Origin of the sequence: Bradyrhizobium sp. UNPA324 (genome assembly GCF_006658635.1) — a bacterium.
Lineage (GTDB): Bacteria > Pseudomonadota > Alphaproteobacteria > Rhizobiales > Xanthobacteraceae > Bradyrhizobium > Bradyrhizobium nanningense.
Genome location: NZ_LFJD01000004.1, coordinates 4,477,960 through 4,498,153, shown reverse-complemented (window position 1 = coordinate 4,498,153; position 20,194 = coordinate 4,477,960). Strand labels below are relative to the sequence as shown.

Sequence of the window (20,194 nt, the reverse complement as noted above, 5' to 3'; positions counted from 1 at the left end):
ATCATTTCACGGCCCCGGCAGTCAGGCCGCGGACGAAGTACTTGCCGCCGATGAGGTAGATCAGCAGCGTCGGCAGCGCGGCGATGATCACCGCTGCGCTCTGCACGCCATGCTGCGGGATATCGGCCACTGCGGCGGAGAGCGCGATGAGAGCTGCCGTGACGGGCTGCTGCTGGCCGGTTGTGAACGTGACGCCATAGAGGAACTCGTTCCAGATGTGCGTGAACTGCCAGATCACCGTGACGATCAGGATCGGCCCGGAGAGCGGCAGGATAATGCGCCAGAAGATGCGGAAGAACCCGGCGCCGTCGATTCGCGCGGCCCTTATCAATTCATGGGGAATGGCGACATAATAGTTCCGGCAGAACAGCGTGGTGAAAGAGAGACCCTGGATGGTGTGGATCAGCACGAGGCCAGCCAGCGTATTGATGAGACCGATGTCCCGCAGCACGATGGTCCAAGGCAAGAGGCGCATCTGCTGAGGCAGGAAAAGGCCAAGGGTCACGATGCCGTAGATCCAATTGTCGCCGCGAAAGCGCCAGAGCGATATGGCGTAACCGGCGATCGCGCCGAGCAAGGTCGAGAAGATCGTCGCAGGGATAGTGACCAGCGCGGAGTTCAGCATGTACGGCCGGATGCCGGAGCAGGTTTCGGCAACGCAGAATCCGCTCCAGGCCGCGGGGTAGTTGCTCCAAGCCAGATGTTGCGGCCAGCCGATCATCGACCCCTGCGCGATCTCCTCGTTGGACCGGAGCGAGTTCAGAACGACGACGGCCAGCGGCGCGAGCCAAGCCGCGGCGATCAGCGTAACGACGAGATAGATCCAGATCCGGCTCGGGGCGAAGCTATGATCACGCATGAAGGGCCCGCCGCCGCTGGACATACCGCCACGCCGCATAGGGCAGCAGCACCGCGAGAAGAATGAGCAGCATCAGCACTGCCGCCGCGGCTCCGCGGCCGAGCAGGCTGCGCTGGAACATCAGGTCATAGACGACGAGGGCGGGCAGCTGCGTCGCAATTCCCGGTCCCCCGTTGGTAAGGGCGCGGACGAGGTCGAACGTCGAGATCGCGAACTGCAGCTGGATCACGACGACGGTAACGGTGATAGGCCAAAGCGAGGGCAGAACGATGCGGCGGTAGATGCGGACCGGCCCGGCGCCGTCGATCTGCGCGGCCTTGACGATGTCGGCGTCGACGGACCTGAGGCCGGCAAGAAAGAGGGCCATGGCAAAGCCCGAGGATTGCCAGATCGCGGCGATGACGATGGTCCAGATCGCCATGTCGCGGTCGATCAACCAGTCGAACTTGAAGGAGGTCCAGCCGAGATCGTGGACCAGCTTCTGAATCCCGAGGCCAGGATTGAGCAGCCAGCTCCAGACCGTGCCGGTGACGACGAAGGACACCGCGAGGGGATAGAGGAAGATGGAGCGCAGCGCGTTTTCGCCGCGAATGCGCTGATCGAGCAGGATCGCGAGGATGAGGCCGGTCGCCGCACTCAACACGACGAACGCGCTGCCGAACAGCAGCAGATTGTCGAAGGCGATCTGCCAGTTCCGCGACGCCGCGACCGCCGTGTAGTTGCGCAAGCCCACCCAGCCCGAGACCGGGACGAGCGTGGACGGCGTGAACGAGATCCAGATCGTCCACAGCGAGAACGAGATGAGGTGCGCCGCGGACAGCAGCAGCGGCACCCAGATCATCAGGTATTCGGGCAGCCGGCGCACCCATTCAGGAAGCGCCGGCCGGCCCGGCCTTATCGCGGCGGCATTGCTCAACGCGCGCCCTCGACGGCCTCGGCGAGGCGGATGGCCGCCTGCTCGGGCTTGATCGTCTTGTTCTTCACGTACTCCGTAATCACGTCGATCATCGCAGCGGTCATGCCGTTTTCCTGCGCCATGTTGTGCGCAAGACTGAGGACGGCCTGGTTGCTGGCGATCGCGTCCTTCAGGGCTGCTGCGGTCCGCCGTTGCCCGTCCGACCAGCCTTCGCCGGACAGATCGACATCGGTGCGCACGGGGATCGATCCCGTGATCTGCGAGTACATAGTCTGGATCGCCGGATCCATGACGAGCTGGGCCATCAGCGTCTGGCCGGCCTGCAGGTCCGCCTCCTTGCGCTGCCAGAAGATGAAGGCGTCGGCGTTCAACAGAAACACCGGCTTGCCGTTGTTGCTGGGGCCCGGCGCAATCGTGAAGTCCTCGAGCTTGAAGCCGGCATTGCGCAACACGCCCTGCGCCCAGCCACCCATGATCATCATGCCCATGTCGCCTTCAATGAAGCGCTTCAAATTGGTCGAGAAGTGTTGGGCGCCGACGTTGGGGTCCATCCAGTCGGCGATCTTGCGCACTTGCGCGAACGCAGCCTTGATCTCCGGACCCTCCAGAGCCTTCTTCTCGAGATTCATGATGGCGGCGCGGTATGCGAGCGGACTGATGCCGGCCAGGGCGGCCTCGAATTTCTGCCCGTCGTCCGGACGGGTGCCGCCGTTGGCGATGGGATAGGGAACTCCGCCCGCTTTCATCTTCTCGGCGAGGTCGTTGAAGTCTGCCCAGGTGACCGGGATCTTGTCGGCCTTGGCCTTGTCCATGGCGCGCTTGGACAGGAACAGCATGTTGGTGCTGTAGATCTGCAGCGGCAGTGCGATCCATTTGCCGCCCGGCTTGTGCAATTTCGCAAGGTCCGGCGCGACGACCTTCTCGTAACCGGCGGCAGCGACGACGGCGTCGAGATCGACGGTCGGGGCTATCTTCGACCAGGCCGCGATCTCTGGACCCTTGAGTTGCGAGCAGGCCGGCGGATCGCCGGCCATGATCTGAGCGCGCAGCTTGTTCATCATCTCGGTGGTGAAGCCGGGGACGGGCGAATGCTGCCAGACGCCTCCCTTCTCCTCGAATTTCTTGCCGAGTGCCGTGATGGCCGCGCCATCGCTGCCCGCCGACCATTGCGAGATGGCGGTCAGGCGCGGCTTGACCGCGCTTTGCGGGCGGGCAAATGCCGGCAGTGCGAGCGTGGCAACGGATCCAGCGAGCAGACGACGCCTTGTTGTTGTGATCGGCATGGCAGTTCCTCCCGGTGTGAAGTCTCGGCGCGTGTGGGACGTGCAGGCTCAGCGCATGTCAGGCCGCCTCCGTCGATGCCGCGGGCATGCCGCCACGGCTGGCGAGGCAAAAGGCGGCGAAGGCGAGCGCGGCCTGCGGATCGTTGCCGGTCGACGGCGGCACGAAGGCGAGGGACACTTGCGCCAATTTGCGTCCACCCAGCAGGCAGGCATCGATTCCTTCGACCACGGCGTTGCGATCGTCGTCGGCGAGAAGCGACGGCCAGCCGCTGATCGCAACGCCACCGCACGGTTTCACGTTCAGCGTGTTGCCGATCGCAAGGCCAAGCCGGAACAGCCGCCGGCGCAGCTCCTGCCGCACGCGCGATGAGAGCGGGATCGTGTTCCCCCATTCGTTGCCGAGCTGAAGCAACTCGGTTTCGGAAATGCCGAGAAGCTCGGCCAGCGCCGGAATCGACGCATAGGCCTCGACGCAGCCATGATGTCCGCAGCGGCAGCGCGGTCCCTCGGGCGCGAATACCATGTGGCCGAGCTCGATCGGCTGCAGGGCATCGGCCTTCGCCGGATCGTCCATCCAGGCGCCGGCAACACCGTGGCTGACGAGCACGAACAGATGCGTGTCGTTGAATGGATAATTCTCCGTGCGGCAGCGGTGAAAGGTGGCGTGGGCGACGACCGAATTGGTGAATTCGAGCGGCACGCCGGCGAACATCTCGTCGAACATCTCGCTCACGCGCCCGACATCGCAGGGAATGATTGGATTGGCCGATATGCTGAGACGGCCAAGGCCGGGAATGGAGACGCCGATCTGGGAGAGGGTGATGCGGCGGCGCCGCGTCCAGTCGCGCAACAATGTCATGGCTTCGCGAAACACCCGGCCGACGGTCTCGGCGGTCGGCGTCCTCGGCAGGTTCACGCGCTCGGTGTAGTGCAGTTCGCCCGACAGGCCGCCGACGCCGACGCTGAGATGCTGAGTGGTCAGCTCGAAGGCTGCAAGCGCCACCGCGCCATCGAGCGACACGAGGCCGGTCGGGCCGCCGACGTAAGGGGCAGGGCGCCGCACCTCCTCGATCAGGCCTTCGGCCTTCAGGTCGTACAGGATGCGCGACAGGCTCGCTTCCGACAGGCGCACGGCCTTGGCCAGAGGCGGACGAAACGAGCCGCCCGCCTGAAGCAGATGGGTCAAAATGGCAGCGCGCGTCTGCCGCCGACTTCTCGGCTGCTCCGGCATTTCCATCCCTGTCGTCATTCTTACTTAGTGTAAGAATGCGCGCGGAGCCGTTCGACTGTCAAGCGTTCGGGGGCGTGATGCGCCGACTTGTTGTTGTGCGCGGCAGCACGCTTTGCCCACCTACGGCATCTCTGCGCAAAACGAAAACGGCGCCATCTTGCGATGGCGCCGTTCCGTTGGATTGTTCCGTCCGATCTTACTTGCGATCCTTCATCGCGACGTAGTCGCGGCGGGTGACGCCGGTGTAGAGCTGGCGGGGACGACCGATCTTCTGCTGCGGGTCCTCGATCATCTCGCTCCACTGGCTGATCCAGCCGACGGTGCGTGCGACCGCGAACAGCACGGTGAACATCGAGACCGGGAAGCCCATCGCCTTCAGCGTGATGCCCGAATAGAAGTCGACGTTCGGGTACAGCTTGCGGTCGATGAAGTACTGGTCGCTGAGCGCGATCTTCTCCAGCTCGAGCGCCACCTTCAGCATCGGATCGTCGCCATGGCCGGTCTCCTCGAGCACGGCGTGACACATCTTCTGCATGATCTTGGCGCGCGGATCGTAGTTCTTGTAGACGCGGTGGCCGAAGCCCATCAGGCGGACTTCGGAGTTCTTGTCCTTCACCTTGGCGATGAACTCGGGGATCTTGTCCACCGAGCCGATCTCGGCGAGCATCGCGAGCGCGGCCTCGTTGGCGCCGCCATGCGCCGGGCCCCAGAGGCAGGCGATGCCGGCGGCGATGCAGGCGAACGGGTTGGCGCCGGAGGAGCCGGCGATACGCACCGTCGAGGTCGAGGCGTTCTGCTCGTGGTCGGCGTGCAGGATGAAGATCTTGTCCAGCGCGTCAGCGAGCACGGGGTTGATCTTGTACTCCTCGCACGGCACGGCGAAGCACATGTGCAGGAAATTCTCGGCGAACTTGAGCGAGTTCTTCGGATACACGAAGGGCTGGCCGACCGTGTACTTGTAGGCCATCGCCGCCAGCGTCGGGATCTTGGCGATCATGCGCATGGAAGCGATCATGCGCTGCTTCGGATCGTTGATGTCGGTCGAGTCGTGGTAGAATGCGGCGAGCGCGCCGACTGCGGCCACCATGATCGCCATCGGATGGGCGTCGCGGCGGAAGCCCTGGAAGAAGCGGGCCATCTGCTCGTGCACCATCGTGTGATGGATCACGCGGTAGTCGAAATCCTTCTTTTGCGCGGCGGTCGGGAGATCGCCAAACAGCAGAAGGTAGCAGGTCTCGAGGAAGTCGCCGTTCTCGGCGAGCTGCTCGATCGGATAGCCGCGGTATTCCAGCACGCCCGCGTCGCCGTCGATATAGGTGATCTTGGACTGGCAGCTCGCGGTGGAGGTGAAGCCGGGATCGTAGGTGAACAGGCCGGACTGGCCGTAGAGCTTGCCGATATCGATGACATCAGGCCCGACGCTGCCGCTGTGGATCGGGAGATCGTAGTTCTTGTTTCCGACCGTCAGCGTAGCGGTCTTTGGGCTTGGTTTTGCGTCCATCAGAGGTCCCCGATGTATGGTGAAACGGGCCAGAGCCGGAGCCCCCTAGGCAGATCATGGGGGCAGGCCGGATGTTCCAGGAGGTTCGGGGGAGATGGGTATATTATTGCTATGTGCGCTGCAAGATCGCCGCACGCATGGTCGACTTACGTCGTAGACTGATCCTTAAGCCGGGCGAGGCTCTCCTGGCGTCCCAGGACGTCCAAAACCTCAAATATACCAGGCGACGTCGTCCGTCCGGTTAGCGCCGCCCGCAGGGGCTGGGCGACCGCGCCGAGTTTGAGACTATTTTCCTCGGCAAAAGTGCGCAGTGCGGCTTCGGTGGTGGCGCCGCTCCACGTCTCGACTTTCTCCAGCGCGGAATGAAGCTGGCCGATCAGCTTGCGGTTCTCTGGCGTCAGCAGCGCCTGCGCCTTGGGGTCGAGCTCTAGCGGGCGGTCGGCGAAGATGAAATAGGCGCCGTCGATCAGCTCGATCAACGTCTTGGCGCGCTCCTTCAGGGCCGGCATGGCCTTCACGAGCTGCGCGCGCGTGGTGTCATTTAACTTGGCCTTAAGCTCGCCCCGTCCCGGCAGGTGGTCAAGCACGTCCTCGAACATCTTCACGAGCGATTGATCGTCGGCGTGGCGGATGTAGTGGCCGTTGAGGTTTTCAAGCTTGGCGAAATCGAAGCGCGCGGCGGCGCGGCCGACGCTGGCGAGGTCGAAGGCTGCGATCATCTCCTCGGTCGAGAAGATCTCCTGGTCGCCATGGCTCCAGCCGAGCCGGACGAGGTAATTGCGCAGCGCCGCCGGGAGGTATCCCATGGCGCGGTAGGCATCGACCCCGAGCGCGCCGTGGCGCTTCGACAGCTTCGAGCCGTCCGGACCATGGATCAGGGGAATGTGGGACATGCTCGGCAGCGTCCAGCCCATCGCATCGTAAATCTGCTTCTGGCGGGCGGCGTTGATCAGATGGTCGTCGCCGCGGATCACATGGGTGACGCCCATGTCGTGGTCGTCGACCACCACGGCGAGCATGTAAGTCGGATTGCCATCGCCGCGCAGCAGGACGAGGTCGTCGAGGTTCTCGTTCTGCCAGACCACGCGGCCCTGAACCTGGTCCTCGATCACGGTCTCGCCGGTCTGCGGCGCGCGCAGGCGGATGGTCGGCTTCACATCGTTTGGGGCGGTCGCGGGATCGCGGTCGCGCCACATGCCGTCATAGAGGCGGGTGCGCCCCTCCGCGCGCGCTTTCTCGCGCATGGCGGCGAGCTCCTCGGCGGTGGCGTAACAGCGATAGGCCTTGCCGTCGGCGAGCAGCTGCTCGGCGACCTCGCGGTGACGGGCGGCGCGGCTGAACTGGTAGATGACCTCGCCGTCCCAGCCGAGCTCAAGCCATTTGAGGCCGTCGAGAATGGCGCCGATCGCGGCCTCGGTGGAGCGCTCCCGGTCGGTGTCCTCGATCCGCAGCAGCATCTTGCCGCCGTGCTTCTTGGCATAGAGCCAATTGAACAGCGCCGTGCGGGCGCCCCCGATATGGAGGAAGCCGGTCGGCGAGGGGGCAAAGCGGGTGACGACGGAATCGGTCATTCTTGGCAGGGCCTATGCATTGGAGGCGGTGGTGTATAGCAGGAACGTGACATAACTAAAGCCCGTCGGCGGACCTGTGGGGGCTTGCTTGAGCCGTGCTTAAGCTCTTGGCTCAGCCTCCCGAATTTGGCAGAAGGACCGCTGATTTCCCGACAGGATTTTCGTAATGACAGAACCGGTGGCAGCTGAGGTTGGGCGCGATTTCATTCGTGACATCATCCAGGCCGACCTCGACCAGGGCAGGTACAGGGAGATCGTGACCCGGTTCCCGCCGGAGCCGAACGGCTATTTGCATATCGGCCACGCCAAGTCGATCGCACTCAACTTCGGCATCGCCCAGGAGTTTCCGGGCCGCTGCCACTTGCGCTTCGACGACACCAATCCGGTCAAGGAAGAGCAGGAATATATCGATTCTATCCAGGCCGACGTGCGCTGGCTCGGCTTCGACTGGGGCAAGAACCTGTTCTTCGCCTCCGACTATTTCGACCGCCTGTACGAATGGGCGGAGCAGCTGATCCGCGACGGGCTCGCCTATGTCGACGACCAGACCCAGGAGGAGATCCGCGCCTCCCGCGGCACGCTGACCGAGCCGGGCAAGAACTCGCCGTTCCGCGATCGCAGCATGGAAGAGAACCTCGACCTGTTCCGTCGGATGAAGGCCGGCGAATTCCCGAACGGCGCGCGCGTGCTGCGGGCCAAGATCGACATGGCCGCCGGCAACATCAACCTGCGCGATCCCGTGCTGTACCGCATCCTGCACGCGCACCATCCGCGCACCGGCACGAAGTGGCACATCTATCCGAGCTACGATTATGCGCACGGCCAGTCGGACGCGATCGAAGGCATCACGCACTCGATCTGCACGCTGGAGTTCGAGGACCACCGGCCGCTCTACGACTGGTTCATCGAGAAGCTGCCGGTACCGTCCAAGCCGCACCAGTACGAGTTTGCGCGGCTGAACCTCACCTATACTCTGCTGTCCAAGCGCGTGCTGACCCAGCTCGTCCGCGACGGCCACGTCGCGGGCTGGGACGACCCGCGCATGCCGACTATGGCGGGGATGCGCCGCCGCGGCGTGCCGCCGGCGGCCTTGCGCGAGTTCGTCAAGCGCATCGGCGTCGCCAAGGCCAACAGCGTCGTCGATGTCGGCATGCTGGAGTTCTGTATCCGCGAGGAGCTGAACCGCACCGCGCAGCGGCGCATGGCGGTGCTGAAGCCGCTCAAGGTCGTGATCGAGAACTATCCGGAAGGGCAGACCGAGGAGCTCGAGGCCATCAACCACCCGGATGATCCCAGCGCGGGCACGCGGAAGATCACATTCGGCCGCGAGCTCTATATCGAGCAGGACGACTTCATGGAGAACCCGCCGAAGAAGTTCTTCCGCCTGTCGCCGGGCAATGAGGTGCGGCTGCGCTACGCCTATTTCGTCAAGTGCAACGGCGTGATCAAGAACGACGCCGGCGAAGTGGTGGAGCTGCGCTGCACCTACGATCCCGCGACCAAGGGCGGCAACGCGCCCGACGGCCGCAAGGTCAAGGCGACCATGCATTGGCTGCCGGCGGCGGCGTCGAAGCCTGCGGAAGTCCGCATCTACAACCAGCTGTTCGCCAATCCGAGCCCGGATGCCTCGAACTTCGCGGCCGATCTCAATCCGAACTCGCTGGAGATCCTGGCCGATGCGCGCATCGAGGCATCGGTGGCCGAGAGCAACTCGACCGAACCGATGCAGTTCGAGCGCCAGGGCTATTTCGTGCGCGACAGGGACTCGACACCCGGCAAGCCGGTGTTCTCGCGTACCATCGGCCTGCGCGACACCTTCGCGAAGGAAGTCGCGAAGGGCTGAACACGCATGAGCACGGAGGCCGACGTCATCGTTTCCGCCATCATCGCGAAATGGTGCGCCGGCTTCGCGAGCCTCGATGCAGCCGCGCTGTCGTCGCTGTATGCGAAGAACGCGTTCTTCTTCGGCTCGAACCCGAAACTCTATCGGGGCAGGAGCGGGGTGGCGGACTATTTCAATGGCCTGCCGCGATGGCGCCAGCCGAGCGTCGGCTTCTCCGAGGTGGCTGCGGCTCAGGTCTTGCCCGATGTGATTAACATGGCCGCGATCGCATCATTCGATCTCGACGAAGAGGCCGCGCCGCTCTCGGTCAAACTCACCTGGGTGATCGTGCGCGAAGACGGCGACTGGAAGATCGCGAGCCACCACGTGTCGTCCAGGGCTGCGCTGATCTAACGCCGGAGGCGTACTTCACCGCAACCGCTTCATCCGGTCGCTACAGTTTGTAGCCGATCTTCCTCAGGAGGTCCTTCCGCCACGCAATGTCGGCGTCGGTCTCGATACCCAGCGGTGAGGCGCCATCCACTACGCCGAGCACGCCACGGCCGAGCTCGGTTTGCGCGACGATCACCTGCGTGAGGTTGGCCGTCGCGCAGTAGATGCGGCAGACCTCCGGCACCGAGCGCACGGCAGCTAGGACGTTGACCGGAAAGAAGCCGTCGCCCAGGAAGATCAGAAAAGTGTGGCCGGCGCCGATGGCTAATGCGTTGTTGCGGGCGTGGGTGAGGGCCGCTTCGTCATTGCCCGACCAGCGCACCAGCCGCTTGCCGGAGGCCTCGCAGAAGGCCAGCCCGAAGCGGATGCCCGGAACCGCGCCAACGAGCGCCTCGTGGAGGTCTTCCACGGTCTTGATGAAATGCGACTGACCGAAGATGAAGTTGGCCGCGTCCGGCTTGACGATGGGTACGACGATGAGTTCCATGGCCGCGCTCCTCCCAGGGGAGAGCTATGCATGTTAGGCCGACGGAAAGCGATTGTCAGCCGCTGCCCGAGCCGCTTCGTGGAACCGGCGGACTCGCTCCAGGTCCTTGGCATGCGAACCGTCCCGATCCGTCTTCGTCTTGGAGTCGACGCCGGCTGGACGGACGGTTCGGATCGCTCCTGCGACGTTGTCCAGTCCAAGGCCGCCTGCGAGGACGACCGGAACACGGACGACGTCCACGATGCGGCGACTGATATTCCAATCATGCGTCACGCCGAGCGCGCCGATCTGCTTGTCCGTGGACCGATACGTGTCGAGCAGCAGAAAGTCTGCAATGCCATCGTAGCTTTGGGCAATCTCGACGCTTTCCTCGGAGAACACCGGTATGCTTCTCATCACGACGATCCCAGGCAACATGCGTTTGAGCGAATCAACATCTTGCGGGGAAAGCAGTTCGGCGCTGGCTCCCAAATGGACGATCGCGGGGTTGAGCTCGCGCGCCCACGACGCAATCAAGGAGAGATCGCGGGTCAGAAACAGTGCCGAGAATTTCGATGGCGGTACAATTGCCGCGCCGATCTTGGAAGCCGCTGAGATCGACAGTCCTCGCGGAAATTGGCCGTCTCCGACGAGCACGCCGATATGGTCGACACCAATGGCCGAAAGTGCTGACGCCTCTTCGGGGGTGGAGATTTCATAAATCTGGGTCAACATCGGGCGTAACCTCTCCGAGTCTCAGGCGCGAGGTGCCCCAAACGCCGCCATCACCTCGGCCAGCATCCGCTCCTGCTCTCCCGCATAGCGCGGAGAGAAGTGAAAGGGCTCGACGCGGCGGACATTGGCTTCTCGTGCGATTTCTCCGGCAGCCGTGGTGGTAAGATGAGCCCGCTCCTTCGCTATTGCGGCGTCCGCGTCCGCAAACGCCGCCTCGATGAAGAGGATGTCTGCATTCTGAATCAGCGCCACGATGGAGGCACGATTGGCCGGCGTGTCGGCAACATCGGTCACATAGGCGATTTTCTGGCCGGCAGTGACCGTCACAAGATCGCGCAGGCTTGCGAGTGGCACGAGGCGATCCGACTTGGCCGCTTCTTCGATACGGATCAAATGATCTTCCGCGCGACGCTCGACGACGGCCTTCTTTAGCGACAGCAACCAGTGACCGACGGGTAGTCCACGCTCCGAGAGCCTGTTCTTCCATACGTTGACATGGGCCGCCTCCTGCAGCGCAAAGCCGAGGCAGGGCGTGCCATGTTCAAGGATCGCGGCTGACATGCGATGGGTAGGTTCATCGCAGAGTGCGCCCGCAATGGTCTTGCGAGACCCGGATGGCTCTGCTGCGAAGCCTTTCCTCAGACGGAACCGCGTGGCGGAAATGGAATTTTCCGCTCCAAGTTCGCTGACATCGAAAACAAGATCGCAGGGATAGTTTTCGACCAGGTTCCAGCGATAGGCCTGAAGCTTGTGAAAGACATGCTCGGCTAAGCCGGGCGGACCGAACAGCTGCACCGATTTCTCGTGCCCGACGAGCAAACGCAGCAGATGGTCGAAGCCAACGAAATGATCGATATGCGCATGCGAGACAAAGACCTGGTCGACGCGTCGGATCTTCCGTGGCGCCAGTGAAGCAATCTCTCCAATATCGAACAGCAGACTTCGCTTCTCGAACAGCGTTTCGACATAGACTGTCGGATCGCCGTAGCGGCCGTTAACGAGGCTCGGATGGAAAAGCGGTCGCATGACGAGCTATTCTGCTGCAACAGTTCCCAATGCGTCTCCCCTCATCTTAGCTGACGGCGATGGATTCCGCACCGGGCAGGACCGAGCTAGAATACATCATTCGGATCGAGGAGAGAGCCATGAAACTCGTTTCAAGCGCCTTCGCCGATGGTGCCGCAATTCCGCGACGGTTTACCTGTGACGGCGAAAATCTTTCGCCACCTCTGCAATGGAGCGACGCGCCGGAGGGGGCGCGGAGTCTTGTCCTGCTCTGCGACGATCCCGATGCGCCTGCCGGCAAATGGCATCATTGGGCAGTCTACAACGTTCCGCCGGCGGTCACGGAATTTGCGATCAACGCTGCGCAGAACGCCAGAATGAAGCAAGCCGTCAACGATTTTCGGAAGGTGGGCTATGGCGGCCCGTGTCCACCGCATGGCCATGGGCCTCATCATTATCACTTCCGACTGCTTGCCCTCTCGATCGAGGGCCTGCCGGCAAAGGCCAATGCATCCTGCGCCGACGTCGAGCGAGAGGCGCGCAAGCACGTGATCGCGGAAGCGACCCTCGTCGGTTGGTATGAGAGGTAGGCCGGCGAAAAAATGCCCTAGATGTCGTAGTAGAGATGGAACTCGTAAGGGTGAGGGCGCAGCCGGATTGGATCGACCTCTTTCTTTCGCTTGTAGTCGAGCCAGGTTTCAATCACATCCGCGGTGAAGACATCGCCGCGTAGCAGGAATGCGTGATCGCGCTCGAGCGCGTCAAGTGCCTGATCCAGCGATCCCGGCGTCGACTTCACCTCGTTCGCCTCCGCAGGCGGGAGGTCGTACAGGTTCTTGTCGATCGGGCTGCCCGGGTCGATCCGGTTGTCGATGCCGTCAAGGCCGGCCATCAGCATTGCAGCGAAGGCCAGGTAGGGATTGCAGGACGGATCGGGTGAACGAAACTCGACGCGCTTTGCGCGCGGATTCGGCGAATACATCGGAATCCGGCAGCAGGCGGAGCGATTGCGCTGGGAGTAGACGAGGTTGATCGGAGCTTCATAACCCGGCACCAGCCGCCGGTAGGAGTTCGTGGTGGGGGCGCAAAGCCCGCACAACGCCCAGGCGTGGCTCAATAGCCCGCCGATATAGTAGCGGCCGAGCTGGCTCAACTCGGCATAGTCAGCTTTGTCGTAGAATAGATTGGTCTCACCCCTCCACAGCGATTGGTGAACGTGCATGCCCGAAGCGTTGTCCTCGAACAGCGGCTTTGGCATGAACGTCGCGGTCTTGCCGTGCTGATGCGCGGTGTTCTTCACCACGTATTTGTAGATCATCAGATTGTCGGCCATGCGGGTCAGCGTGGTGAAGCGCATATCTATCTCGTTTTGACCGCCGGTCGCGACCTCATGGTGATGGGCTTCGATCTGGATCCCCAGCGATTCCATCGTCAGCACCATTTCGGTGCGTAGCGCCTGCATGCTGTCGGTTGGGGGAACGGGAAAGTATCCCTCCTTCGGGCGCGGTTTGTGGCCCAGATTCGGTGCTTCCTCTGCGCCGGTGTTCCAGCTGCCTTCGCTGGAATCGATTTCGTGCATGGCGTAGTTGATGCCCTGTCCGTAGCGTACGTCGTCGAATACGAAGAACTCCGCTTCCGGGCCGAAGTAGCTCGTATCGGCCCGCCCGGTGCCCTTGAGGTGGGTTTCGGCTTTCTGGGCTATGTAGCGGGCGTCCCGGCTATAGGATTGGCCGGTCACCGGGTCTCTGATGTTGCAGATGAGGACCAGCGTCTTTGCCTGACTATAGGGGTCTACGAAGGCCGTCGCCGGATCCGCGACAACCAGCATGTCGCTTTCCTGGATCTCCTGGAAGCCGCGGATCGATGAGCCATCGAATCCAATGCCCTCATTGAGGGCATCGGCATTCACCGCGCTTGGCGGGACGGAAAAATGTTGCCACATCCCCGGCAGGTCGGTGAACCGCAAATCGATCATCTGGACGTTGTCGTCCTTGATCGCCTTCACGAGATCGTCGGCTGTCGCACATTTCGCAACCATGGCTTCGCTCCCAGATCAGCGTCCTGAGATCGCGTTGCCGTTCGGCCGCAACCGAGCGGCTTGCGACGGACTGTGGTCCACGTTCAACGCTGGCGCCGCGTCAGCCTCAGTCCGGCATGGCGCAGCTCGCAGTCAGGCAGTTTTGCGCGCGCGGCGGCCGCTTCAGCTTTGGTGTGGCCCGCGCATGAGCTTCATGGCGTCTTCGATATGCCGCCAGGTTCGGGCCAGTTCGAGCTCGCCCTTTGACTCGAGATCGATGGCGTTTTGGGCGGCTTCGGCAATGGCTTTGGGGCCATGTGCTTCCAGCAACTGCCGCGCATAGTCGTGGATTTCCATTTCTCGCATGGCGTCATCTCCCTCTTGTTCCGGGCGCGAACTGGGTAGGCCGGGAGCGGTAGACATTGACACCTGTCAAGCTCGGACAATCTGCATCCTGGTGCGCCGCACTCGCAAGGGCCTTTGCAGGGCATGGGTGGCCAGGATTGAACGCAGGTTCCGGACCGGCAGTCGCGGCAACACAACGCAGGCCGGAGGGATGATTCTTCAACGGTGCGCCCCATATAAATACCAGAGGGGAGGTGAGCATTATGCGCATCCAACATTGGCAAGACGCTGCCAGCCTGTTGGTGGGCGTGTGGCTGGTCCTGTCGTCCTTCGTCCTGGGTTCATCCGGGGCGGCGGTCTGGATCACCATCGCGCTTGGGCTCGGCGTCATGCTGTTTGCCGTAGAGGCCTTTGTCATCCCGTCTTACCTGGAAGAGTGGGGCGAAATGCTGCTGGGCCTAGCGCTGTTGCTGGCGCCTTGGACCATTGGCTATGACCAGGCGTCAACCACGGCGAGCAGCGTATTGTCTGGTCTGCTGGTGATCCTGCTCAGTGGCTGGGAGCTGATGACCGATCGTGACTTCAGCGCCTGGTGGCACGATCGCTGGCATCACCCGGCCGGCTGAAACAGCAATCGGCCGAACTCTCCGCCGACCGCTATGCGCCGGCGGCCGGAGGCGAGGCTCGACTTGACCATGCCGCGGACAACGTGTGGGCGTGACGAGGATCCGAATGATCGTTATCGCGCTGAGGGGCCGATGCGGCCATGGTGCAGGGCCTTGCGGTCCTGCACCAAGACTATTCCGTCACGATGCCGTTCTGGGCTCGATCGGTTGCCAGATGCTGATCTTGCGCGTCTCCGGCATTAGGAAGACAGCGAGCACGAAGCACACCGCAGGCACCGCAATCGGGTAGATCAACGCGTAGCCGATGCTCCCGGTCGCCGCAAAAGCCGCCGACGTGATGAACGGCACCAATCCACCACCCCAGCCGTTGCCGATGTGGTACGGCACCGACACTGACGTGTACCTGATCCTGCCGGGAAAGAATTCCGCCAGAAACGCGCCGACCGGCCCGTACACCATCCCGACATAGCAAACCAGGATGAAGATAATGAAGATCGCAATGGGGTAGTTGATGTTCCCGGGCTGCGTGACCGTTCCCAGCCATAGGTACAGCGGATAGTACGTGATCGCTGCGAGCAACATGCCGCCCAGGATTACCGGCTTGCGGCCGATCTGATCCGACAGCCAGCCGAAGAAAATCAGGCTCGGTGTGGCAATCAGCAGCGCGGCTCCCACGATGTAGGCGGAGGTCAGCGGGTCCACCTTGGAGACCTGCTGAAGGAAGTACAGCGCCCAGAACTGACCGCTGTACCACACCACGCCCTGTCCGATCAGGACGACGATTGCGATCCCGATGAATTTGACGTTCGAGCTGAGGAAAGCCTCCTTCCACGGATTCGTCGTCATCTGGCCGCGGGCCCTGATCTCCTGGAAGATCGGCGTCTCCTGGAGCTGGAGCCGAATATAGATCGCGATGGCTACCAACAGGAATGACACCAGGAACGGAACGCGCCATGCCCACTCGTCGAAGACCTGATTGCCGAACCAGGTCCGTGTCAGGATGATCACGCCCAGTGACACCACGATGCCGAGAGTCGGAGAGGTCTGTAGCCAGCCGGTGTAGTAGCCGCGCTTGTCATCCGGCACATGCTCCGCGACATAGGTGATGGCGCCGCCATATTCGCCGCCCAGGCACAGACCCTGGATCATGCGCAAGCCGAATAGAACGAACGCCGCCGTGAGACCGATGGACTGGTAGGTCGGGATCAACCCGATTGCCCCCGTACCCAATCCCATTCCGCTCAGCGTGACCAGGAATGTATATTTTCGCCCGACCCGGTCGCCCATCCATCCAAAGAGGAAAGCCCCCAGTGGACGGATCAGGAATCCTGCAGTGAACAGCGCGATCGTGCTGAGGAGGGCTGCAACCGCGTGGGTCTGCTCGAAGAACTTAACCGACAGAACTGCGGCCAGGCTGCCAAAGATATAGAAATCATACCATTCGATGACGTTTCCCACCGACGCGGCAACAATCACGCGGCGAAAATCGCTCGGTACTTGAACTGCCATGTGCTGCTCCTATCAAATTCAAACGCTACTCCTGGCGCCTTTCAGCGCCCATTCGCGGCGGCGTACGACGCTACAGGCGAGAATTGCGAGTTGCGTCCGCTGGTCTCAGGGCTGCTTGAGTCACCTGAGAAAGAGCTCCAGCGGTCTCTTCGGTACCGCGAGCTATCACGCCTGCCCGTCGGCCGGGGAGGCGTAGAAGCAGTGTAATCCTGCCGGGGCTGGCTTCTTATGAGACTTTCGGCTCAATCGACCTGAAGCGAGGCTGCCCCGATCCGAGATGGAACGGTCGCCCATCGCGCCGGACGGTTTTGTCACGAACGAACGGAAAGGCCTCTCAGACGTTGTGTGGGTCCAACAAGGATCCCACCATGCAGAACATCGCAGAGCATATGGAAGTCATCGGCGCCGACGGCGTCCATGTCGGCACCGTCGACAAGGTCGAAGGCAACCGCATCAAGCTGACCAAGAAGGACAGCGGTGAGGGCAGCCACAAGGGCCATCATCATTTCGTCGACAAGGGCCTCGTTGCCGAGGTCGAGGGCAACAAGGTGCGGCTGTCGGCCAAGGCGTCGGTGGCCGTGACGATGGAAGAGGAAAAGTAGGGGCGCCTTCCCGCGTTCCCGATCTGTACCGCTATTCGCCTGACCGCACGTTCCGGTAGCTTCAGTGCCAATCGCGTCGCGTAAGGTGCAGGGAAATGGCGGAGCCGGGCCGGCCAGTACGCGCCCAGGGAGTTGTCGGGACGTGGCCGGTCGGCCGCGCTGCGCCCGCCCGCGGCTTTGTTCCGGCCGGCTTTGGCATCTGGCCTGCGATCGTCGAGACATTGCGGGAGTGGGCCCGCGCCGAAGCTGGCCCCGGGCGCCTGCTACCGTGGGTGCCGGTCGCCTTTGGCGGCGGCATCGCGCTGTATTTTGCCGCCGATCACGAGCCGGTGCTGTGGGTTGTCGCCACGACGGCCGCCGCACTCCTGCTCGGCGCGATCCTGTTGCGGCGGAGCCGGCTGTTCGCCGCGGCGCTCATGATTGCGGCGGTCGCTTCCGGCTTTGCCGTGGCGACCTGGAAGACCGCGCGCATCGCGCATACCGTTTTGGCAAAACCGCTCTATTCGGTGTCGCTGTCGGGATTCGTCGAGACGCGCGACATCCGTGAGCGCACCGATCGCTTCGTGCTGCGCGTCACCGCCATGGAGGCGCAGCGCAGCGACGTCAAGCTGGAACGCGTCCGCCTGTCCGTGCGCAAGGGCACCGCGCCCGAGGTCGGCAGCTTCGTTCAATTGAAGGCGCGGCTGATGCCGCCGCTCTCGCCGATGCGCCCGGGCAGCTACGACTTTTCGCGCGACATGTTCTTTCAGGGCATCGGTGCCTCCGGCTTCGTGATGGGCGCGATCACGGCTTCAATACCGCCTGATGAAGGCGGCCTGCGGCTGCGCTATGCCGCCTTCATGCAGGGCCTGCGCGATGCGATCGATGCCCGCATCCGCGTAACCCTCGAGGGCGACAACCGCGCGATCGCAACCGCGCTGCTCACCGGGCGGCGCGATACGATTTCCACGCCCGTCAATGACGCGATGTTCGTCTCGGGACTCGGGCACGTTCTGTCGATCTCCGGCTATCACATGGCGGTGGTCGCGGGCGTCGTCTTCTTCGCCGTGCGCGCGCTGCTGGCGCTGATCCCGGGCCTGGCCGTCGGCTTCGCCATCAAGAAATGGTCGGCCGCCGCCGCGCTGGTGGCGGCTGCGTTCTATCTGCTGCTCTCGGGGGCAGAGGTCGCCACGCAAAGATCGTTCTTCATGACGGCGGTGGTGCTGATCGCGGTGATGGTCGATCGCCGCGCCATCACCTTCCGCACGCTGGCCGTGGCGGCGCTGATCGTGCTCGCGCTTGCGCCGGAGGCGCTGGTGCATCCGAGCTTCCAGATGTCGTTTGCGGCAACGCTCGGGCTGGTCGCGCTGGTGCAGATCGGCATGCCGAACCTGTTCGCATCGCCCGATCATTCCGCGACGGCGCGCGTCGCGCTGTGGGGCGGCCGCGAGATCGCGATGCTGTTCCTGGCCTCGCTGATCGCGGGGCTTGCGACCACGCCCTATGCCGCCTTCCACTTCCACCGCGTCACGCCCTACGGTGTGCTCGCCAATCTCGGCGCTATGCCGGTGGTCTCGGCGCTGGTGATGCCGGCGGGGCTGCTCGGCCTGCTCGCAGCGCCGTTCGGGCTCGACGGCATGTTCTGGTGGCTGATGGGCCTCGGCATCGACTGGATGGTCGCGGTTTCGCGCTGGGTGGCGGCATTGCCGGGCGCAGTGGGCCACATCCCGGCGTTCGGCATCGCGCCGCTGATCGCAGCGAGCCTCGTCATCATCCTGATGGGCCTTTTGCGCACGCCCTTACGCTGGGGCGGTGCCGTGGTGCTGCTGACTGCCATCGCCTGGGGCCTGTCGGTGCGGCAGCCCGATATTCTCATTGCCGGGGACGGCGCGAGCGTTGCCGTGCGGGGCGGGGACGGGCGTTTGCACCTGATCAGGGCGGGCAAGGACAATTTCCTGCTGAAGGAGTGGCTGGCGGCCGACGCCGATCCGCGCGATGCCGGCAATAGCGCGTTGGCCGAAGCGGTGTCGTGCGACGAGGCCGGCTGCGTCACACCGCTCGCCGACGGGCGGCTGGTCGCGCTGGCCTCGCGCATCGACGCGCTGGCGGACGATTGCAGCCGCGCCGCGCTGGTCGTGACGTCACGGTCTGCGCCACCCGATTGCGCGGCGATGGTGGTGGACCGGCAGCGGCTCGTCCGCCAGGGCGCGCTGGCTCTGACGCAGCGTGGCGACGGATTTGCGGTCCAGGCGGTGAGGGCGAGGGGCACGAACCGTCCCTGGTCGCCGGCGGCCGCCGGCGAGGGAGATTTCGAAGGAGCCCTCATGCCGAGGGCGGCAGCTCCGCGCAGCAAGGATGCGACCCCGTCCGAGGCCGATCTTCAGGCGGAGGACTGAGCCCCTGTCAGCCCATCGGCAGGGGCGTGACCGGCGGCTGGCTGTCGGCGACGATCTGCGGCTTGTGCTCGCGCTCGCCGACCGCTTGGGTCACCGGCAGCTGCAGCACGGTTGCGCGCTGGCCTTCGACGAGCTGAGTCACCAGCACGTACTTGCCATCAGGGAATTCGATCGCGTCATGATGGCGATCGGGAATGTGCGGATCGATCTTGCCGAACTTGCCGACGCGGGAGTTGACGGTGCGCGTCCAGATCCAGCGATTGTCGTAACGGACGTTGTCGGCGAAGGCGAGCTCCGTTCCCGGCAGCAGGCAGACCGCAACGGAGAGATCGGCCTCGGAGGCGAAGCCGCGCGTCGAGGTGCCGCGGAAGGTTGTCGTGACGATCGTCTCGCCGACTTCAGCGGGGCGCGTCGCGACGGCATGCAGGCTATAGTCACACATCGGGTGCTCCTCATGCGAAGATAGCGACCCGCACCCCTCTTGGAGGCGCAGGCCTCTGTCAGAGTATAAGCACCAACGCTCTGCTTGGTTGTAGGCGAATCTGCGGCTGGGATCCGTGCGCTGCGATCACATTATCTTTCCCGGATTCACTAGGAACAAAGCGGGCTGCAGTGCATTTGGACGGCGTCGTGTCAATGTCGTCGTGTCAATGACGGCAAATGCGACAGCCTGCATCCCAGCGCGATCGCGAGACTGCGTAATTGCATTGCGGGCGCTGCGGCGTGCGGCATTCACTGCCGAGTTGTTGCGGACATGGTGATGCGCTTGCGCGGCAGTGTCCCCGCGTGCCCATCCGCAATCAGCTCCGCGACGGCTGCATCTGCATCCAAACGATCCAGCGCTCGGCTGTCCTCTCGAACCCGAAAGGCCGTGAAGC

The 20,194-nt window shown here is 63.4% G+C and carries 19 protein-coding genes; 6 read left to right on the top strand and 13 right to left on the bottom strand.

Annotated elements, in window-relative coordinates:
• Position 1: 1 nt before the first annotated feature.
• From UNPA324_RS21640 to gltX, 6 genes are all read right to left on the bottom strand, one after another.
• Entirely contained in the window at positions 2-859 is an 858-nt protein-coding gene (locus tag UNPA324_RS21640; RefSeq protein WP_164936242.1) for a carbohydrate ABC transporter permease, read from the bottom strand.
• On the bottom strand, positions 852-1,775 hold the full coding sequence (locus UNPA324_RS21635) for a carbohydrate ABC transporter permease (protein WP_164936243.1): 924 nt from the start codon (positions 1,773-1,775) through the stop codon (positions 852-854). The genes UNPA324_RS21640 and UNPA324_RS21635 overlap by 8 nt, the downstream gene beginning before the upstream one ends.
• Positions 1,772-3,058: an ABC transporter substrate-binding protein gene (locus tag UNPA324_RS21630; RefSeq protein ID WP_141935850.1), complete on the bottom strand. Its 1,287-nt coding sequence runs from the start codon at positions 3,056-3,058 to the stop codon at positions 1,772-1,774. The genes UNPA324_RS21635 and UNPA324_RS21630 overlap by 4 nt, the downstream gene beginning before the upstream one ends.
• A gap of 58 nt (positions 3,059-3,116) precedes the next feature.
• Positions 3,117-4,295, bottom strand: a complete 1,179-nt coding sequence (locus UNPA324_RS21625) for an ROK family transcriptional regulator (RefSeq protein ID WP_181769467.1) — start codon at positions 4,293-4,295, stop codon at positions 3,117-3,119.
• A gap of 190 nt (positions 4,296-4,485) precedes the next feature.
• Positions 4,486-5,790 carry a citrate synthase gene (gene gltA / locus UNPA324_RS21620; RefSeq protein WP_141935846.1) on the bottom strand — a complete coding sequence of 435 codons (1,305 nt, stop codon included), beginning with the start codon at positions 5,788-5,790 and terminating at the stop codon, positions 4,486-4,488.
• Positions 5,791-5,936: 146 nt separating this feature from the next.
• A complete protein-coding gene (gene gltX / locus UNPA324_RS21615) occupies positions 5,937-7,361 on the bottom strand; it encodes a glutamate--tRNA ligase (RefSeq protein WP_141935844.1) in 1,425 nt (474 codons plus the stop codon).
• Positions 7,362-7,527: 166 nt separating this feature from the next.
• Between gltX and UNPA324_RS21610 the strand changes: the two genes are divergently transcribed.
• Complete coding sequence (locus UNPA324_RS21610; protein ID WP_141935842.1) at positions 7,528-9,204, top strand: glutamine--tRNA ligase/YqeY domain fusion protein; 1,677 nt, start codon at positions 7,528-7,530, stop codon at positions 9,202-9,204.
• A 6-nt stretch (positions 9,205-9,210) separates the two neighbouring features.
• A complete protein-coding gene (locus UNPA324_RS21605) occupies positions 9,211-9,597 on the top strand; it encodes an SgcJ/EcaC family oxidoreductase (protein ID WP_128919349.1) in 387 nt (128 codons plus the stop codon).
• 40 nt (positions 9,598-9,637) lie between these two features.
• Here the strand turns inward: UNPA324_RS21605 and UNPA324_RS21600 are convergent, their stop codons facing one another.
• Genes UNPA324_RS21600 through UNPA324_RS21590 form a run of 3 tightly spaced genes read right to left on the bottom strand, consistent with a single transcriptional unit; the run spans position 9,638 to position 11,863 of the window.
• Positions 9,638-10,123: an adenosine-specific kinase gene (locus UNPA324_RS21600; protein ID WP_141935840.1), complete on the bottom strand. Its 486-nt coding sequence runs from the start codon at positions 10,121-10,123 to the stop codon at positions 9,638-9,640.
• A 33-nt stretch (positions 10,124-10,156) separates the two neighbouring features.
• On the bottom strand, positions 10,157-10,837 hold the full coding sequence (locus UNPA324_RS21595; protein ID WP_141935838.1) for a phosphoribosylanthranilate isomerase: 681 nt from the start codon (positions 10,835-10,837) through the stop codon (positions 10,157-10,159).
• A gap of 21 nt (positions 10,838-10,858) precedes the next feature.
• On the bottom strand, positions 10,859-11,863 hold the full coding sequence (locus UNPA324_RS21590; RefSeq protein WP_141935836.1) for a ribonuclease Z: 1,005 nt from the start codon (positions 11,861-11,863) through the stop codon (positions 10,859-10,861).
• A 119-nt stretch (positions 11,864-11,982) separates the two neighbouring features.
• On the opposite strand from UNPA324_RS21590, the gene UNPA324_RS21585 reads away from it, so the two are divergent.
• A complete protein-coding gene (locus UNPA324_RS21585) occupies positions 11,983-12,432 on the top strand; it encodes a YbhB/YbcL family Raf kinase inhibitor-like protein (protein WP_141935834.1) in 450 nt (149 codons plus the stop codon).
• A gap of 17 nt (positions 12,433-12,449) precedes the next feature.
• Here UNPA324_RS21585 and glnA read toward each other — a convergent pair whose 3' ends face one another.
• Positions 12,450-13,880, bottom strand: coding sequence for a type I glutamate--ammonia ligase (glnA, locus tag UNPA324_RS21580; RefSeq protein WP_141935833.1), 1,431 nt, complete (start codon positions 13,878-13,880; stop codon positions 12,450-12,452).
• 162 nt (positions 13,881-14,042) lie between these two features.
• Complete coding sequence (locus UNPA324_RS21575; protein ID WP_157334255.1) at positions 14,043-14,225, bottom strand: hypothetical protein; 183 nt, start codon at positions 14,223-14,225, stop codon at positions 14,043-14,045.
• A 242-nt stretch (positions 14,226-14,467) separates the two neighbouring features.
• On the opposite strand from UNPA324_RS21575, the gene UNPA324_RS21570 reads away from it, so the two are divergent.
• Positions 14,468-14,830 carry an SPW repeat domain-containing protein gene (locus UNPA324_RS21570; RefSeq protein WP_164936245.1) on the top strand — a complete coding sequence of 121 codons (363 nt, stop codon included), beginning with the start codon at positions 14,468-14,470 and terminating at the stop codon, positions 14,828-14,830.
• Positions 14,831-15,010: 180 nt separating this feature from the next.
• Here the strand turns inward: UNPA324_RS21570 and UNPA324_RS21565 are convergent, their stop codons facing one another.
• A complete protein-coding gene (locus UNPA324_RS21565; RefSeq protein ID WP_128919357.1) occupies positions 15,011-16,339 on the bottom strand; it encodes an MFS transporter in 1,329 nt (442 codons plus the stop codon).
• Positions 16,340-16,707: 368 nt separating this feature from the next.
• Here UNPA324_RS21565 and UNPA324_RS21560 point away from each other — a divergent pair, with 368 nt between their 5' ends.
• Positions 16,708-16,941: a DUF2171 domain-containing protein gene (locus tag UNPA324_RS21560; protein ID WP_141935831.1), complete on the top strand. Its 234-nt coding sequence runs from the start codon at positions 16,708-16,710 to the stop codon at positions 16,939-16,941.
• Between the two features lie 95 nt (positions 16,942-17,036).
• Entirely contained in the window at positions 17,037-19,316 is a 2,280-nt protein-coding gene (locus tag UNPA324_RS21555) for a ComEC/Rec2 family competence protein (protein ID WP_141935828.1), read from the top strand.
• Positions 19,317-19,323: 7 nt separating this feature from the next.
• Here UNPA324_RS21555 and UNPA324_RS35230 read toward each other — a convergent pair whose 3' ends face one another.
• The gene (locus UNPA324_RS35230; RefSeq protein ID WP_164936246.1) at positions 19,324-19,758 is read right to left on the bottom strand and encodes a hypothetical protein; all 435 of its coding nucleotides are present in this window, start codon (positions 19,756-19,758) and stop codon (positions 19,324-19,326) included.
• Positions 19,759-20,194 lie beyond the last annotated feature (436 nt).

What these genes read in the sequence shown, in the direction of transcription:
- UNPA324_RS21605 (WP_128919349.1), top strand. Translation starts at nt 9,211, where the DNA reads ATGAGCACGGAGGCCGACGTCATCGTTTCCGCCATCATCGCGAAATGG.
- UNPA324_RS21570 (WP_164936245.1), top strand. Translation starts at nt 14,468, where the DNA reads ATGCGCATCCAACATTGGCAAGACGCTGCCAGCCTGTTGGTGGGCGTG.
- gltX (WP_141935844.1), bottom strand. Translation starts at nt 7,361, where the DNA reads ATGACCGATTCCGTCGTCACCCGCTTTGCCCCCTCGCCGACCGGCTTC.
- UNPA324_RS21625 (WP_181769467.1), bottom strand. Translation starts at nt 4,295, where the DNA reads ATGGAAATGCCGGAGCAGCCGAGAAGTCGGCGGCAGACGCGCGCTGCC.
- glnA (WP_141935833.1), bottom strand. Translation starts at nt 13,880, where the DNA reads ATGGTTGCGAAATGTGCGACAGCCGACGATCTCGTGAAGGCGATCAAG.
- UNPA324_RS21600 (WP_141935840.1), bottom strand. Translation starts at nt 10,123, where the DNA reads ATGGAACTCATCGTCGTACCCATCGTCAAGCCGGACGCGGCCAACTTC.
- UNPA324_RS21585 (WP_141935834.1), top strand. Translation starts at nt 11,983, where the DNA reads ATGAAACTCGTTTCAAGCGCCTTCGCCGATGGTGCCGCAATTCCGCGA.
- UNPA324_RS21630 (WP_141935850.1), bottom strand. Translation starts at nt 3,058, where the DNA reads ATGCCGATCACAACAACAAGGCGTCGTCTGCTCGCTGGATCCGTTGCC.
- UNPA324_RS21640 (WP_164936242.1), bottom strand. Translation starts at nt 859, where the DNA reads ATGCGTGATCATAGCTTCGCCCCGAGCCGGATCTGGATCTATCTCGTC.
- UNPA324_RS21575 (WP_157334255.1), bottom strand. Translation starts at nt 14,225, where the DNA reads ATGCGAGAAATGGAAATCCACGACTATGCGCGGCAGTTGCTGGAAGCA.
- UNPA324_RS21555 (WP_141935828.1), top strand. Translation starts at nt 17,037, where the DNA reads ATGGCGGAGCCGGGCCGGCCAGTACGCGCCCAGGGAGTTGTCGGGACG.
- UNPA324_RS21590 (WP_141935836.1), bottom strand. Translation starts at nt 11,863, where the DNA reads ATGCGACCGCTTTTCCATCCGAGCCTCGTTAACGGCCGCTACGGCGAT.
- UNPA324_RS21565 (WP_128919357.1), bottom strand. Translation starts at nt 16,339, where the DNA reads ATGGCAGTTCAAGTACCGAGCGATTTTCGCCGCGTGATTGTTGCCGCG.
- UNPA324_RS21595 (WP_141935838.1), bottom strand. Translation starts at nt 10,837, where the DNA reads ATGTTGACCCAGATTTATGAAATCTCCACCCCCGAAGAGGCGTCAGCA.
- UNPA324_RS35230 (WP_164936246.1), bottom strand. Translation starts at nt 19,758, where the DNA reads ATGTGTGACTATAGCCTGCATGCCGTCGCGACGCGCCCCGCTGAAGTC.
- gltA (WP_141935846.1), bottom strand. Translation starts at nt 5,790, where the DNA reads ATGGACGCAAAACCAAGCCCAAAGACCGCTACGCTGACGGTCGGAAAC.
- UNPA324_RS21560 (WP_141935831.1), top strand. Translation starts at nt 16,708, where the DNA reads ATGCAGAACATCGCAGAGCATATGGAAGTCATCGGCGCCGACGGCGTC.
- UNPA324_RS21610 (WP_141935842.1), top strand. Translation starts at nt 7,528, where the DNA reads ATGACAGAACCGGTGGCAGCTGAGGTTGGGCGCGATTTCATTCGTGAC.